The 13,578-nt window shown below is 64.1% G+C and carries 12 protein-coding genes; 8 read left to right on the forward strand and 4 right to left on the reverse strand.

What is annotated here, in order from left to right; all coding sequences use genetic code 11:
* Nucleotides 1-38: 38 nt before the first annotated feature.
* The gene (locus IVA92_RS12840) at nt 39-1,298 is read right to left on the reverse strand and encodes an ABC transporter substrate-binding protein (RefSeq protein WP_247278238.1); all 1,260 of its coding nucleotides are present in this window, start codon (nt 1,296-1,298) and stop codon (nt 39-41) included.
* A gap of 171 nt (nt 1,299-1,469) precedes the next feature.
* Between IVA92_RS12840 and IVA92_RS12845 the strand changes: the two genes are divergently transcribed.
* From IVA92_RS12845 to IVA92_RS12855, 3 genes are read left to right on the forward strand one after another with little or no spacing between them, the layout of a single operon-like run.
* On the forward strand, nt 1,470-2,963 hold the full coding sequence (locus IVA92_RS12845) for an AMP-binding protein (RefSeq protein WP_247278239.1): 1,494 nt from the start codon (nt 1,470-1,472) through the stop codon (nt 2,961-2,963).
* Entirely contained in the window at nt 2,960-3,601 is a 642-nt protein-coding gene (locus IVA92_RS12850) for a TetR/AcrR family transcriptional regulator (RefSeq protein ID WP_247278240.1), read from the forward strand. The genes IVA92_RS12845 and IVA92_RS12850 overlap by 4 nt, the downstream gene beginning before the upstream one ends.
* Nucleotides 3,598-5,508, forward strand: coding sequence for an NAD(P)-binding domain-containing protein (locus IVA92_RS12855; protein WP_247278241.1), 1,911 nt, complete (start codon nt 3,598-3,600; stop codon nt 5,506-5,508). The genes IVA92_RS12850 and IVA92_RS12855 overlap by 4 nt, the downstream gene beginning before the upstream one ends.
* Nucleotides 5,509-5,642: 134 nt before the next feature.
* On the opposite strand, the gene ald is transcribed toward IVA92_RS12855, so the two are convergent.
* A complete protein-coding gene (gene ald / locus IVA92_RS12860) occupies nt 5,643-6,758 on the reverse strand; it encodes an alanine dehydrogenase (protein WP_247278242.1) in 1,116 nt (371 codons plus the stop codon).
* Nucleotides 6,759-6,900: 142 nt separating this feature from the next.
* Between ald and IVA92_RS12865 the strand changes: the two genes are divergently transcribed.
* The 4 genes from IVA92_RS12865 to IVA92_RS12880 all read left to right on the forward strand — a co-directional run bounded on the left by IVA92_RS12865 (nt 6,901) and on the right by IVA92_RS12880 (nt 11,235).
* Entirely contained in the window at nt 6,901-7,380 is a 480-nt protein-coding gene (locus IVA92_RS12865) for an Lrp/AsnC family transcriptional regulator (protein WP_201759988.1), read from the forward strand.
* Nucleotides 7,381-7,518: 138 nt separating this feature from the next.
* A complete protein-coding gene (locus IVA92_RS12870; RefSeq protein ID WP_247278243.1) occupies nt 7,519-8,010 on the forward strand; it encodes a (2Fe-2S)-binding protein in 492 nt (163 codons plus the stop codon).
* The gene (locus IVA92_RS12875; RefSeq protein WP_247278244.1) at nt 8,007-9,023 is read left to right on the forward strand and encodes a xanthine dehydrogenase family protein subunit M; all 1,017 of its coding nucleotides are present in this window, start codon (nt 8,007-8,009) and stop codon (nt 9,021-9,023) included. The genes IVA92_RS12870 and IVA92_RS12875 overlap by 4 nt, the downstream gene beginning before the upstream one ends.
* Before the next feature lie 7 nt (nt 9,024-9,030).
* The gene (locus IVA92_RS12880) at nt 9,031-11,235 is read left to right on the forward strand and encodes a xanthine dehydrogenase family protein molybdopterin-binding subunit (protein ID WP_247278245.1); all 2,205 of its coding nucleotides are present in this window, start codon (nt 9,031-9,033) and stop codon (nt 11,233-11,235) included.
* Nucleotides 11,236-11,339: 104 nt separating this feature from the next.
* Here the strand turns inward: IVA92_RS12880 and IVA92_RS12885 are convergent, their stop codons facing one another.
* Both IVA92_RS12885 and IVA92_RS12890 read right to left on the reverse strand, forming a co-directional pair.
* Nucleotides 11,340-11,552 carry a hypothetical protein gene (locus IVA92_RS12885; RefSeq protein WP_247278246.1) on the reverse strand — a complete coding sequence of 71 codons (213 nt, stop codon included), beginning with the start codon at nt 11,550-11,552 and terminating at the stop codon, nt 11,340-11,342.
* Nucleotides 11,553-11,716: 164 nt separating this feature from the next.
* Nucleotides 11,717-12,766, reverse strand: a complete 1,050-nt coding sequence (locus IVA92_RS12890) for a hydroxyacid dehydrogenase (protein ID WP_247278247.1) — start codon at nt 12,764-12,766, stop codon at nt 11,717-11,719.
* Nucleotides 12,767-13,006: 240 nt separating this feature from the next.
* Between IVA92_RS12890 and IVA92_RS12895 the strand changes: the two genes are divergently transcribed.
* Nucleotides 13,007-13,573, forward strand: a complete 567-nt coding sequence (locus IVA92_RS12895) for a thiamine pyrophosphate-binding protein (protein ID WP_247278248.1) — start codon at nt 13,007-13,009, stop codon at nt 13,571-13,573.
* Nucleotides 13,574-13,578: the final 5 nt, after the last annotated feature.

Raw genomic sequence — 13,578 nt, forward strand, 5'->3', positions numbered from 1 at the left:
GAAAACGGCGGAGAGGGTCATCCCTCTCCGCCGCGGCGTCAGGTGTAGCCCTTGCTCTTCTTCCATTCGGCCTCCAACTCGAAGATGGTCTTCCAGTCGCCGGCCTTGACCTCCGGGACATAAGGCTCCTGCGGGATGGTGGTGCCCCAGCCGATGGCGTAGCCGACCAGGGTGTGGTCGTCGCCGCGCATTGTCACAGTGCCGTCGGCGCCGAACGGGCACCTGATGGTGAGGCCCTTCAGCACCTCCGCGATCTTCTTGCCGTCGGCGGAGTTCGCCTTTTTCGCGGCTTCACTGAGGAACATCACCGCGGTGGCGTTCTGCCACGACCAGTTGGTCGGATATTCGTTGTACTTGGCCTTGTAGGCATCCCCCCAGGCTGCGTTCTCCGGCGTGGCCGGGAACGTCTTGATGTAGCGATTACCGGAATGGATGCCCTTCGGCAGGTTCTTCACCACCGTGAGCGCTGTGTAGTCGGCCATGTTGACTGCGAACACCTCCATCTGGCTGAACATCGCGTAGATGTTGGCTTGGTCGATGTAGGAGGTGAGATCGCCGCCCCAGAGGCAGGAATACAGCGCCTGCGGCTTGGCCTGGAGGATCTTCGTCACCACTTCGGTGTAGTCGGGCTGGAACAGCTTTGGCCAGGACTCGCTGACGATTTCGACGTCGGGCGCAAAGCGCTTCAGATACAGCGTGAACTCTCCGGTGGTATCGCGGCCGTAGGCGTAGTCGGGCGAACACGTCGCCCACTTCTTCAGGCGCTTGGCTTTCGCGATCGAAGCGGCATAGCTGCCGCCGACGATGGAATCGTGGATGCCCTGGCGCACGCAGCGGAACGCATTCGGGATGTGCTGCTTGGGATCGGCCGTCAGCGAAGATGCTTCCGAGCAGGTGTGGACGCAGAGCACGCCGAGATCGCGCGCGACTTCATGCACCGCGAACGATCCGGAGGACGCCTCGCCGTCGAGCAGCAGTTCGCAGCCGTCGGTGTTGACGAGTTCGCGCGCGACGCGGGCGGCTTCCTGCGGCTGGCCCTTGGAGTCGCGGATCACCATCTCGATGTGCCGGCCGGCGAGGCCGCCGGCGGCGTTGACCTTCTCGACCTCGAGCATCACCGCATTGCGCGAGGACGTGCCGAGCTGCGCGACACGGCCCGACAGGATCGTCGGCATGCCGATCTTGATGGTCTTGGCTTGCGCACGCGCCACCCAGGGCGCGGCAAACGTGATCGCGCCGGCGCCCATCAGCGCCAGCGTGGAACGGCGGCTGATGCCCGGCGTGCGGGTTCTCGTCATTTTCCCTCCCTCTTTCGGGTCGGCGTGTCCTGATCCCTGCCGGAGATCGTCTCGTCTCCGTGATCCCAAGGATTTCAGAGGGTGGGGGGTGACGTCAAGCCAAAGATGAATTACGAGTCAGAATTCATCAAGGGAGGAAGTGAGGTCGGTAACCGGCCCAAAACCCGGCAAATGATCAACCTTTCGAGCTTCATCGCCTTCCATGCCCGGCGCACGCCGGACCGGCCCGCGCTGAAATACCGCGGTGAGGAGATCGCTTACGCGATGTTCGACGCGCGCATCCGGCAGGTCGCCGGCTGGCTCGCCGCGCAGGGCATCGGTGCCGGCGATGTCGTCGCCGTGCTGATGAAGAACAGCGCGGCATTCCTGGAGCTCGTCTTCGCCACCAGCCATCTCGGCGCGGTGTTCCTGCCGATCAATTTTCGCTTGTCCCGCAACGAGGTCGACTACATCGCCAGCAATGCCGGCGCGCGCCTTCTGATCGCCGACGAGGAATTGGCTGCGAATGCAGCGGGCGCGAACATCGTCGTGCTGAACGAGACCGCGCAGCAGAGCGTCACCCATCTCGCAGGCAACACGACCGCTGCGCCGATGCATGTGCGCCAGCCCTCCGACCTGATGCGGCTGATGTACACATCTGGCACGACAGACCGCCCCAAGGGCGTGATGCTCACTTACGATAATTTCTACTGGAAGTCGGCCGACCAGACGATTGCGCTGGCCTTAAGCGCCGATACGCGTCTTCTCGTCATCGGTCCGCTCTATCACGTCGGCGCGCTCGACCTGCCAGGCATCGCAGTGCTCTGGCATGGCGGATTCATTCGCATCGAGCGCAATTTCGAACCGGAGGCGGCGCTTGCTTCTATCGCAGAAGACAAGCTCAACGCTGCCTGGTTCGCGCCCGTCATGACCACCGCGATGCTCACCTGCCCCACCCGCGACCGCTACGACGTCTCCAGCCTGCAATGGGCAATCGGCGGCGGCGAGAAGACGCCGGAGGCACGCATCCGCGCCTTCGCCGAATATTTCCGCAATGCGCGCTACATCGACGCCTATGGACTCACCGAGACCGTCGGCGGCGACACCTTCATGGAGAAAGGTCGCGAGATCGAGAAGATCGGCTCGACCGGTCGCGCCATTGCCCATGTCGAGATCGAAATCCGCGACGAGAACGGCAACAAGCTGCCGCCGAACGTCAATGGCGAGATCTGCCTGCGGGGTCCGAAGATCACGCGCGGCTATTGGAGGGATCCGGAGAAGACGGCGTCCGCCTTCTTCGGCGGCTGGTTCCGCAGCGGCGACGTCGGCTATCTCGACGACGAGGGCTTCCTCTACCTGACCGACCGCAAGAAGGACATGATCATCTCCGGTGGCGAGAACATCGCCTCCTCCGAGGTCGAGCGCATCATCTACGATTTGCCCGAAGTGCGCGAAGTCGCGGTGATCGGCCTGCGCGATGCGCGCTGGGGCGAGCGGCCGGTCGCGGTTGTCGTACTGACTGAGGGCGCGAGCCTCGACCTCGCTGCCCTCACCGAGCATTGCCGCGCGCGGCTGGCGAGTTTCAAGGTGCCGAAACAGCTGGTCATCCGCGGCAGCCTGCCGCGCAATCCGTCAGGCAAGATCCTCAAGCGCGTGCTGCGCGCCGAGTTGGAGACCTCCGAATGACGCAAGCGACTGCAAAGGTTACCAAGCTGAACCGAATCGAGCGCAACGCCTGGACCAAGCAGAAGATCTTTGAGGCTGCCACGAAAGTCGTCGGCAAGCATGGCTATGCCGAGGCCTCGGTCGCGCGCATCACCGAAGAAGCCGGTGTCGCGCAGGGTACCTTCTACAACCATTTCGATAACCGCCAGGAACTGCTCGACCAGCTCCTACCAAAAATCGGCCTCGACATGGTCGAGTTCATCCGCGTCCGCACCGGCAATGCGCACGCGGCGCGGCAGGAGATCGAGCGCTTTGCCGCCTTCTTCGACTTCATCCGCGAGGTGCCTGAATTCTTGCGCATCCTCAACGAGGCCGAGTTCTTCGCGCCCATCGGTTACCAGAAGCACCTCGACAACATCTCGACCGCTTATGTGCGCATTTTGCGCCGCGCACGGCTTGCCGGCGCGATCGAAGATTACAGCAACGAGGAGTTCGAGGCCATCGTTCACATGCTGATGGGCGCGCGCGGCTATCTCAGCCGCCGCTACTCCTATTTGGGAGGCGGCGTCACCGCTGTGCCCGATCACGTCTTCTCCGCCTATCGCAAGCTGATGACGCGCGGCCTCTTCAGGGCCTGCGGAGATCAGGACACGCCATGAACATCGAATCTCCGCACAAACCGCTCGACCTCGCCTCCGCAATCGCCGAGGGCGATATCCGCTGCCTTCTGATGGTGCTGGTGCACATGACCGGCGACGAAAAGTGGCTCGAACCGCCCTATCTGCCCAAACGCGACATCCGCCTCATTCCCGATCCCGAGGCCGGCGTGCGCCCGGAGATTCAGGACGAGATCCGCACCGCCGTGGTCAGGCTCTTCGCCAATGGCACGCCAAAACCCGTGATCACCGATCCGGGCGAGGAGCTGCTGCTGAGGATGATGCGCGCTTGCCTCGGCGAGAATGTCGCGCCGGAATATGCACCTTTGATGCGCGAGGAGATGGGTTTTGTCCCGCGCGAGGCGCGCTGGACGAAGCGCCCCTCCGACGAAAAGCTTGCCGACCAGCATGTGCTGATCGTCGGCGCCGGCGTCTGCGCCATCGCGCTCGGCGTGGCACTCGGCCATCTCGGCATCCCCTACACCATCGTCGAGAAGAATGCCGAGCTCGGCGGCACCTGGTGGATCAACCGCTATCCCGGCTGCGGCGTCGACACGCCGAACCACTCCTATTCCTACTCTTTCGGCTCGCGCAACGCATGGACGCGCTATTTCTGCCAGCGTGAGGAGCTACTCGGCTATCTGCAGAAGGTCGCGGACGAATACGGCATTCGCAAGCATCTGCGCGTCAACACCGAGCTGACCTCATCACGCTGGGATGAAGAAAGGCAACGCTGGATTTCGACGCTCAAGACCGAGAACGGCGCGGAGACTTTCGAATCCACCGCGCTGGTCTCGGCCATCGGCCAGCTCAACGATCCCTCGCGCGCCCGCTTCAAAGGCGAAGAAGAGTTCAAGGGCACGATCCTGCACTCGGCACTATGGTCCGACGAAATCAACATCGAGGGCAAGCATGTCGCCGTGATCGGCACCGGCGCGACCTCGATGCAGCTGGTGCCGTCGATCGCCACCCGTGTGGCCTCAGTCATCGTCTACCAGCGCAGCGCGCAATGGGCGCGGCCGGTGAAGGGCTATGCCGATCCGATCAGTGACGGCGCGCGCTGGCTGCTGGCGCACCTGCCGTTCTATGTGCAGTGGTACCGCTTCAACATGTTTTGGCGCTATGGCGATGGCCTCCTGCCCTTCCTGCGCAAGGACCCGGCCTGGCCGCATCCCGAACGCGCCGTCAACAAGGGCAATGACCGGCACCGCCAGGAGCTGACCGACTTCATCCTGTCCGAGCTGAAAGATCGACCCGACCTGATCGAAAAATGCGTGCCGACCTATCCGCCTTACGGCAAGCGCATTCTGCTCGACAACAACTGGTTCAAGACTTTGACGCGGGACAATGTCGAACTCGTCACCGACGCAATCGACCATTTCGACCGGGACGGCATCGTCACCGCCGACGGCACACACCGCCACGCCGACATCATCGTGGTCGCGACCGGCTTCAAGGTCACCGAGATGGCGGCGCGCCTCAACATCAGCGGCCGCGACGGCAAAGATTTGCGCGATGCCTGGGCCAACGACAATCCGACGGCATTTCTCGGCCTCACCGTGCCGGGCTTCCCGAATTTCTTCTGCATGCTCGGTCCCAATTCCGGTCCTGCCCACGGCGGCAGCGTCATCTTCCAGTCGGAGTGCCAGAGCCGCTACATCTCCGCCTGCCTCGCCGACATGATCGAGCGAGATATCGCGGCCATCGAGGTTCGCCAGGACGTGCTCGATGACTATCTCCGCAAGGTCGATGCCGAGCACGAGGCCATGATCTGGACCCATCCCGGCATGAGCACGTATTACCGGAATGCAAGCGGCCGCGTATTCTCCGCGATGCCGTGGCGGTTCGTAGACTACTGGCGCATGACCCACGATCCGGATCTGAGGCAATACAAGCTGACGAAAGCGTGACCCTCCTGCGGAGGCAGATTAGGCGTCAGCGCAACCACTTCCCACGTCGTCATTGCGAGCGTAGCGAAGCAATCCAGAATCGTTCCTCGGAGACACTCTGGCTTGCTTCGCTGCGCTCGCAATCAGAAAACCACTCAGGCCGCCAGCCCAGACTCCACCGGAGCGAATTCCAGCCCCAGACTCTCCGCCACCGCTTTGTTCGTAATCCGGCCGCGATGCACGTTGAGGCCGTTGCGCAAGTGCGGATTTTCCAACACCGCGGCAAAGCCCTTGTTCGCGAGCATCAGGCCGAACGGCAGCGTCGCATTGTTCAGCGCCTGGCTTGATGTCACCGGCACCGCGCCCGGCATGTTGGCGACGCAATAATGCACCACGCCGTCGACCTCATAGGTCGGCTCCACGTGCGTAGTCGGATGCGATGTCTCGAAACAGCCGCCCTGGTCGATCGCGACGTCGACCAGCACCGCGCCCGGCCGCATCGATGTCAGCATCGCGCGCGTGACGAGCTTCGGCGCGCTGGCACCCGGCACGAGCACCGCGCCGATCACGACGTCGGCAGCGAACACCTCCTCCTCGACCGACTCGATCGTCGAGAAGCGGGTGCGCACGCGTCCGGTAAAGAGATCGTCGAGTTGGCGCAGACGAGGAATCGAGCGATCGATCACCGTGACTTCCGCACCGAGCCCTGCGGCCATCCGTGCCGCCTGCGTTCCCACCACGCCGCCGCCGAGCACGACCACCCGCGCCGGCTGCACGCCGGGAACACCGCCGAGCAGCAGCCCGCGGCCGCCAGCCGAGCGCCTGAGCGCGGCGCCGGCGGCCTCGATGGCGAGGCGGCCGGCGACTTCGCTCATCGGCGCGAGCAGCGGGAGGTGACCGCTCGCGTCCGTGACGGTCTCATAGGCAATCGCGGTGCAGCCCGAGGCAAGCAGGCCCTTGGCCTGCTCCGGGTCGGGTGCAAGATGGAGATAGGTAAACAGGACCTGGCCTTCGCGGAGCTGGGCCCATTCGCTTTTCTGCGGCTCCTTCACCTTCACGATCATGTCGGACTTGGCGAAGACGTCACGGGCGCTTTCGGCGATCGTGGCGCCTGCCCGCCGATACACGTCGTCGGAGGCGCCGATGCCGCTGCCGGCGCCGGTCTCGACCGTCACCCGGTGGCCGGCCGCGACATATTCACGAACCGCGCCCGGAGTGAGCCCGACGCGATATTCCTGCACCTTGATCTCCTTGGGCACACCGACGCGCATCTTCAGCTCCTTCCCAACGCCTTGATTCCGTTCATCATCGTAGCGATGGCGGCGGTTTGGTTTCGTGCAAATATCCGCTAGGTTCATGCCTAGCGCGCCGGTTTCCGGCGCGAAAATGCCCTTTCACGCTGGAAACGAAACCTTGGCCCTCGACCGGAAAGACCTCGCCATCCTCGCCGAACTCACGACCAATGCGCGGGCCAGCCACACCGAGCTTGCCAACAAGGTCGGACTATCGAGCACTGCGCTGGCGCGGCGGCAGAAGGCCCTGGAGGACGAGGGTTACATCCAGGCCTACCAAGCGGCGCTCGATCTTGCGCAGTTCGGCCTCACGACAACGGTGCTGGTCCGGATCGCGCTGGAGAGCCAGAGCGACGATGCGCTCAAGGCATTCGAGGCGGAGGTGGTGAAGTGCCCCTCCGTCGTGCGCTGCTTCCTGATGTCGGGCACCGACGACTACATCCTGATCGTTCTCGCCCGCGACATCCAGGATTTCGAGCGCATCCACCGTACCGAGCTGTCGCGCCTGCCGCGCGTCGCCCGGGTGCAATCGAGCTTCGCGCTGCGCGAGATCGTCAATCGCGCCGTACCGACTGTGGTGTTCGGCGAGGCGAAGCGCTAATCTCGTCCGGGCGACGGGCTAACCGGCCGGGAACCAAGCACCTCGTCATCCGTTGGGCGCTATTGGCCAGCGGCGGCAACGCATCCTCGAGTCGGCATCCAAACTTGCTCAGCTCGGCCTCTCCGCAGGGAACAGAACATGGCCGATATCACGGATCAGATCCCCGAACGCATTCCGATCAACCTTATCGTCAATGGCGTCAGGCGCACACTCGAGGTCGTGCCGTGGACCACGCTTCTGGATGCCCTGCGTGACCGTCTGGAATTGACCGGCACCAAAAAAGGCTGCGATCACGGCCAATGCGGCGCCTGCACCGTGTTAATCGACGGAAGACGGGTCAATTCGTGCCTGACGCTCGCCGTCATGAAGGATGGCGCCGAAATCACGACGATCGAAGGCCTTGCCAAGGACGGCGCCCTGCATCCCCTGCAACAAGCCTTCATCGATCACGACGCATTCCAATGTGGCTATTGCACGCCGGGACAGATTTGCTCGGCGGCCGGCCTCCTGGCCGAAGGCCACGCCAGGGGCGCCGACGAGATCCGGGAAGTGATGAGCGGAAATCTCTGCCGCTGCGGCGCCTACCCTAACATCGTGGCTGCGATCGAGCAGGCAATGAGCCGATCATGAACAACTTCCAGTATTCCCGCGCAAGCGATGTCGCCGACGCCATTCGCCTGCTGGCCGCCGATCCGAACGCGAAGCTGATTGCCGGCGGCACCAATCTTATCGACCTGATGAAGGAGAATGTCGAACGGCCCTCCCGGTTGATCGACATTTCCCGCCTGCCGCTCCGCGACATCGAGGAGACCGCCGATGGCGGCCTGCGCATCGGCGCCTTGGTGCCAAATTCGGATCTCGCCTACCATCCGCTGATCGAGCAGCGCTATCCCCTGCTCGCCAGCGCCATCTTGGCCGGTGCCTCCGCGCAACTGCGCAACATGGCCTCGGTCGGCGGCAATCTGATGCAGCGAACGCGCTGCGCCTACTTCTATGACACGACGACGCCTTGCAACAAGCGCAGCCCGGGCACCGGCTGCTCGGCACTCGATGGCCTCAACCGCAACCACGCAATCCTCGGCACCAGCTCGTCCTGCATCGCGACCAATCCATCCGACATGAGCGTGGCGCTGGCCGCGCTCGGCGCGCTCGTGCACATCGCAGGCTCGACCGGTGAGCGCACCCTCGCCCTGACCGATTTCCATCGGCTTCCGGACGACAAGCCTCATGCCGATACAAATCTCGGCAGCGGCGAGATCATCACCGCAATCGAGCTGCCGCCGCGCGGCTTTGCCAGGAACTACAGCTATCTGAAGATCCGCGACCGGCTGTCCTACGCCTTTGCCCTGGTCTCGGTCGCGGCCGCGCTCGAACTGGAGGGCAACGCAATCATCGAAGCGCGCCTGGCGCTCGGCGGCGTGGCCCACAAGCCTTGGCGAAGCCTCGAGGCCGAGGCGGCGTTGCGCGGCCAAGCGGCAACGCCGGATCATTTTGGGCGCGCCGCCGATCTGCTGCTGCAGGGAGCAACCGCTCGTTCGCATAATGGATTCAAGATCGAACTCGCGCGCCGAGCCGTCGTTCGCACGCTGATGCAGGCGACAAGCGCCACGCCGCAATCACAAGCTCACAAGAAGATCGCATGAGGGCCCGATGAACGCCTATGTCGGAACACCAACGTCGCGCGTCGACGGCCGGGCCAAGGTCACTGGCGCCGCCAAATATGCCGGCGAGTTCGCAGCAGACCGTCTCCTCCATGGCTTTGTCGTCGAGGCCACCATTCCGCGGGGACGCATCGTTCGCCTCGACAGCAGCGACGCACTGAAGGTGAAGGGCGTGGTCGACGTGCTCACCCACACGCATCGCCCGCCCCTCGCCGACAAGGACGAAGCCTGGAAGGACGAGGTGGCGCCGGAGAAGGGCTCGCCGTTCCGCCCACTCTATGACGACAGGATCAGGTTCAACGGCCAGCCGATCGCGCTGGTCGTGGCGGAGGACTGGGAAACCGCCAAATTCGCCGCAACTCGCATTCGCGTTGAATACGAGCAGGAGGCGTTTGCGACCGATCTCGAATCCGAACGCGGCACGGCTGCCAAAGTGGATCAGCCACACAAGCCGCGCGGCGACGCCGCAGCAGCGCTGACGCGGGCGGCCGTCCGTCACGAAGCGGACTATGTCATTCCGAGCGAGCATCACAACCCGATGGAGCTCTACGCGACAACGGCCGTCTGGGAGGGCAACGGCGGGCTTACAGTCTATGACAAGACCCAAGGCGTCCAGAACGTCCAGAAGTTTCTCTGCGGTGTCTTCAGAAAGAAGCCGGAAGACATCCGCGTGATCTCGCCCTATGTCGGCGGAGCGTTCGGCTCGGGCCTGCGGCCGCAGCACCAGGTGGTCCTGGCAACACTTGGTGCGCTCGCGCTGAAACGATCGGTCCGTGTCGTCCTGACACGACAGCAGATGTACAGCCTGGGCTATCGTCCCATGACCATCGAGCACGTTGCGCTCGGCGCAAAGCCCGACGGCACACTCGATGCCGTTACCCACGAAGCCATCGCCGTCACCTCGCGGTTTGAGGATTTCTCGCGCAACGATACCGGCTGGGGGGAGCAGCTCTACAAGAGTCCCAACAGCCGCCTCTCCCACAAGCTGGTCCACCTCGACCTCGCCACCCCCTGCGATATGCGCGCGCCGGGCGCGGCAACGGGCGTCTGCGCGCTCGAATGCGCCATGGACGAATTGGCCGTCGCGCTCAAGCTCGACCCGATCGAGCTGCGGCTGAAGTGCTACTCGGATCGCGACCAGAGCGGGGACCTCCCCTACACCAGCAAGCAGCTGCGCGAATGCTACGCCAGGGGCGCGGAAGCCTTCGGCTGGGCCCGGCGCAATCCCGCGCCGCGCTCCATGCGCGACGGCAAGGACCTGGTCGGCTGGGGCATGGCGACAGGCGTCTGGGAGGCGCTGCAGATGCCGGTCGCCGTTCGCATCGTTCTGACATCGAACGGCCACGCGGAGGTCTCATGCGCCGCGTCCGACATCGGCACCGGCACCTACACCATTGTGGCGCAGGTGGCGGCCGACGCTCTCGGGCTGCCGATCGAGAACATCAGCGTCAGGCTCGCCGATTCGACCTTGCCGCAAGCGCCCGTCGAGGGCGGCTCCTGGATGGCGGCGTCCAGTGCGCACGCCGTGTTGGGAGCGGCCGAAGACATTCGCCAGGAGCTCGCCCGGCTCGCCAAGGCGATGCCCGGCTCGCCGCTCGCTGACGTCGATGCCGCCACCGTCACTTTGGTCGACGGCATGATCGCCAGCAACGGCAGGAACGGCCCCGCCCTTTCGATTGCGGATGTGATGCGCCACAGCAAGCTCGAGCGGATCGAAAAGGAGAAGCTCAACCAGTTCGCGGAGGACAAGTCGCATGCCCGCAATACGCATTCCGCCGTCTTCGCCGAGGTAAAGGTCGACGAGGAGCTCGGCGTCATCCGCGTTACGCGGGTCGTGAGCGCGGTCGCGGCCGGGCGCATCCTGAACACCAAGACTGGCCGCAGCCAGATCATGGGCGGCGTGGTCTGGGGAATCGGGATGGCGCTGCATGAGGAGACGGTGATGGATCACCGCTTCGGTCGCATCATGAACGCGAACATCGCCGAGTACCACATTCCCGTGAATGCCGACATTCACGATATTGACGTCATTTTCGTCGACGAGCCCGACGACCGGATCAACAAGCTGGGTGTCAAGGGTCTCGGCGAAATCGGCATCGTCGGCGTGCCTGCGGCGATTGCGAACGCCGTCTATCATGCCACCGGCAAGCGCATTCGGCGCTTCCCGATCACGCTGGACAAGCTACTGGAGTGAGCGCCTCGCCGCACCTTTGTTCGACGCCAACGAGACCTGCTTCAACACGTTGTCGCTCGGCGCAGGAGCGACGGCGCCCCGCCTGTCACGGCTCCTCCCGGGCTTCACGACGGAAGATCGGCCGGTCTGACCTGGATGCGGTCGGCATGCAGTGACCAATGGTGCAAGGCTTGATCCTTGCAAAACCTCGCCTTGGCCCGCTCTCTGGCTTCGTCCTCGTCGGAGGCGTCGATCTCGAGCGTGCCCTGGCACACCTCGATCTGCCGGCCATACTGGCCAAGCACGTCCTTCATGAACTTGACGACATAAGTTGACATGAGACCTCCTGCCTGCCCCGGCGGCACTCTAATCCCATTTGCGCGGGATGCGGGAGAGAGATTTTGACGCGGATGAAGGCCGGGACGCGGTTTCTTCGCTCCGTCATTTCCGGGGCGGCTCGAAAGGCCGACCCCGGAAATGACGGGAAGAAAGGGTAGCTGTCCTATCCCGGCGTCACGCCGAACGCCTGCTTGAAACGCTCGGCATAATGCGGCCAGACCTCCGGATTGATGATGCGCGGCGGACGTTTCCCGTCGAGCGTCTCCAGCACCTGCTCGGCAGCGATGCGGCCCATGTTCTGGCGCGCCTCGATCGTCACGCCCGCCGTATGAGGGCTCGCCAGCACGTTGTCGAGCTGGAGCAGCGGATGCTCCGGCGGCGGCGGTTCCTTGGACCAGACGTCGAGGCCAGCGCCGGCGATGCGCTTGTCGCGCAACGCCTGGAGCAGCGCGTCCTCGTCGTGGATGAAGCCGCGCGCAGTGGTGATGAAATAGGCATGCGGCTGCATCAGCGCGAATTCGCGCACGCTGATCATGTTGCGGCTGCCCTTGTTGAGCGGACAGGAGATCGAGACGAAATCGGCGCGGCGCAGGAGCTCGTCGAGCTCGACCTTCTCCCCGCCCCGCTCAGCCATCACCTCGGCCGACAAATACGGGTCATAGGCCAGCACCTTCATGCCGAGCAGGCCCTTGCACAGCGCGGCAATCCGGCGGCCGACATTGCCGAGCCCGATGATGCCGACAGTCTTGCCCTCGACCTCGTTGCCGACGAGCTCGTTGCGGTTGACGTCGCGCTCGCGGCGCAGCCGGCGGTCCGACTGGATGATGCGCTTGGAGAGCGTCAACATCATCGCCAGCGCATGCTCGGCAACCGAATGGGCGTTGCCGCCGGACTGGTTGACGACCACGACGCCGGCGGCCGTGCAGGCCTCGACGTCGACTGGATCGAAGCCGGCGCCGTTGCTGGAGACGAGCAGCAAATTCGGCGCGCGCTTCAGGAAAGCCGCATCGACATGGAAATGCGGGGCGAGCTCGTCGCGGGCAGCGCCAACCTGGTAAACATGGGCAGCGCCGAGGAGCGGCGCATAGGCGTGTTCGGGGCTCCCGTTCTCGATGCGATCGAGCCGGACGTCAGGCCGTGCCTTGAGGATGTCGATATAGATCGGATTGGCCAAGTAATTGGAGTAGACGACACGCTTGCTGTTGACCGACATCAGGACCCTTCCGGCTCTCCAGGGATCAGCAAGGCCAGCGCAGCGCGCGCCCCTCCGTGCTTCCTCCCACTCTTTCGTTGCCCACATATGACATGGCGCTGCCAGCCACGGCAGGCCGTCTGGCGCAGATCACGGTGCCGGCTCGAACAGTTGACAATCCGGCCCGCTGCGTCAAGTTCAGCAGGGCGCCGCGACGGCCGAAGACCAATAAGCATACGACGCGGCTCAAGGGAGAACGCAATGGCGATTGCGGAGCAGCAGACCTCGCCGCAGGCGACGCAGGCGGCCGGTGAAAGAAGCTGGCACGGCATCATCCTGCACACCCTGAAGCGGAACGAGATCAGCCTCGTCCCTTACGTGCCGGATCGCGTGCTGACGCCGCTGATCAGGAACCTGCACGCCGATCCTTTCTTCACCACCTTTGCCACCGCCCGCGAGGAGGAAGCGGTCGGCATTGTCTCGGGCGCCTGGATGGGCGGCCGCCGCGGCGCGGTGTTGATGCAGACTTCGGGTTTTGCGACGCTCGCCAACGTGCTGGCCTCGCTCGCAGTGCCTTACCAGATCCCGCTGATCATGTTCGTGTCCGAGCGCGGCACGCTCGGCGAGTTCAATTACGGCCAGTCGCTGGTCTGCCGCACCATGCGCCCCGTGCTGGATTCGCTGGCGCTGGAGCATCACACCATCACCCGGCTCGATGAACTCGAATTCATCACGGACCGCTCGATCAAGCAGGCCGTCACCACGCAGGCGCCGGTGGCGCTGATCCTCAACCCGCTGCTCACCGGCGGCAAGGTGTTTGACAAGTGAGGCCG

The sequence above is a fragment of the Bradyrhizobium sp. 154 genome (assembly GCF_023073875.1).
GTDB lineage: Bacteria > Pseudomonadota > Alphaproteobacteria > Rhizobiales > Xanthobacteraceae > Bradyrhizobium.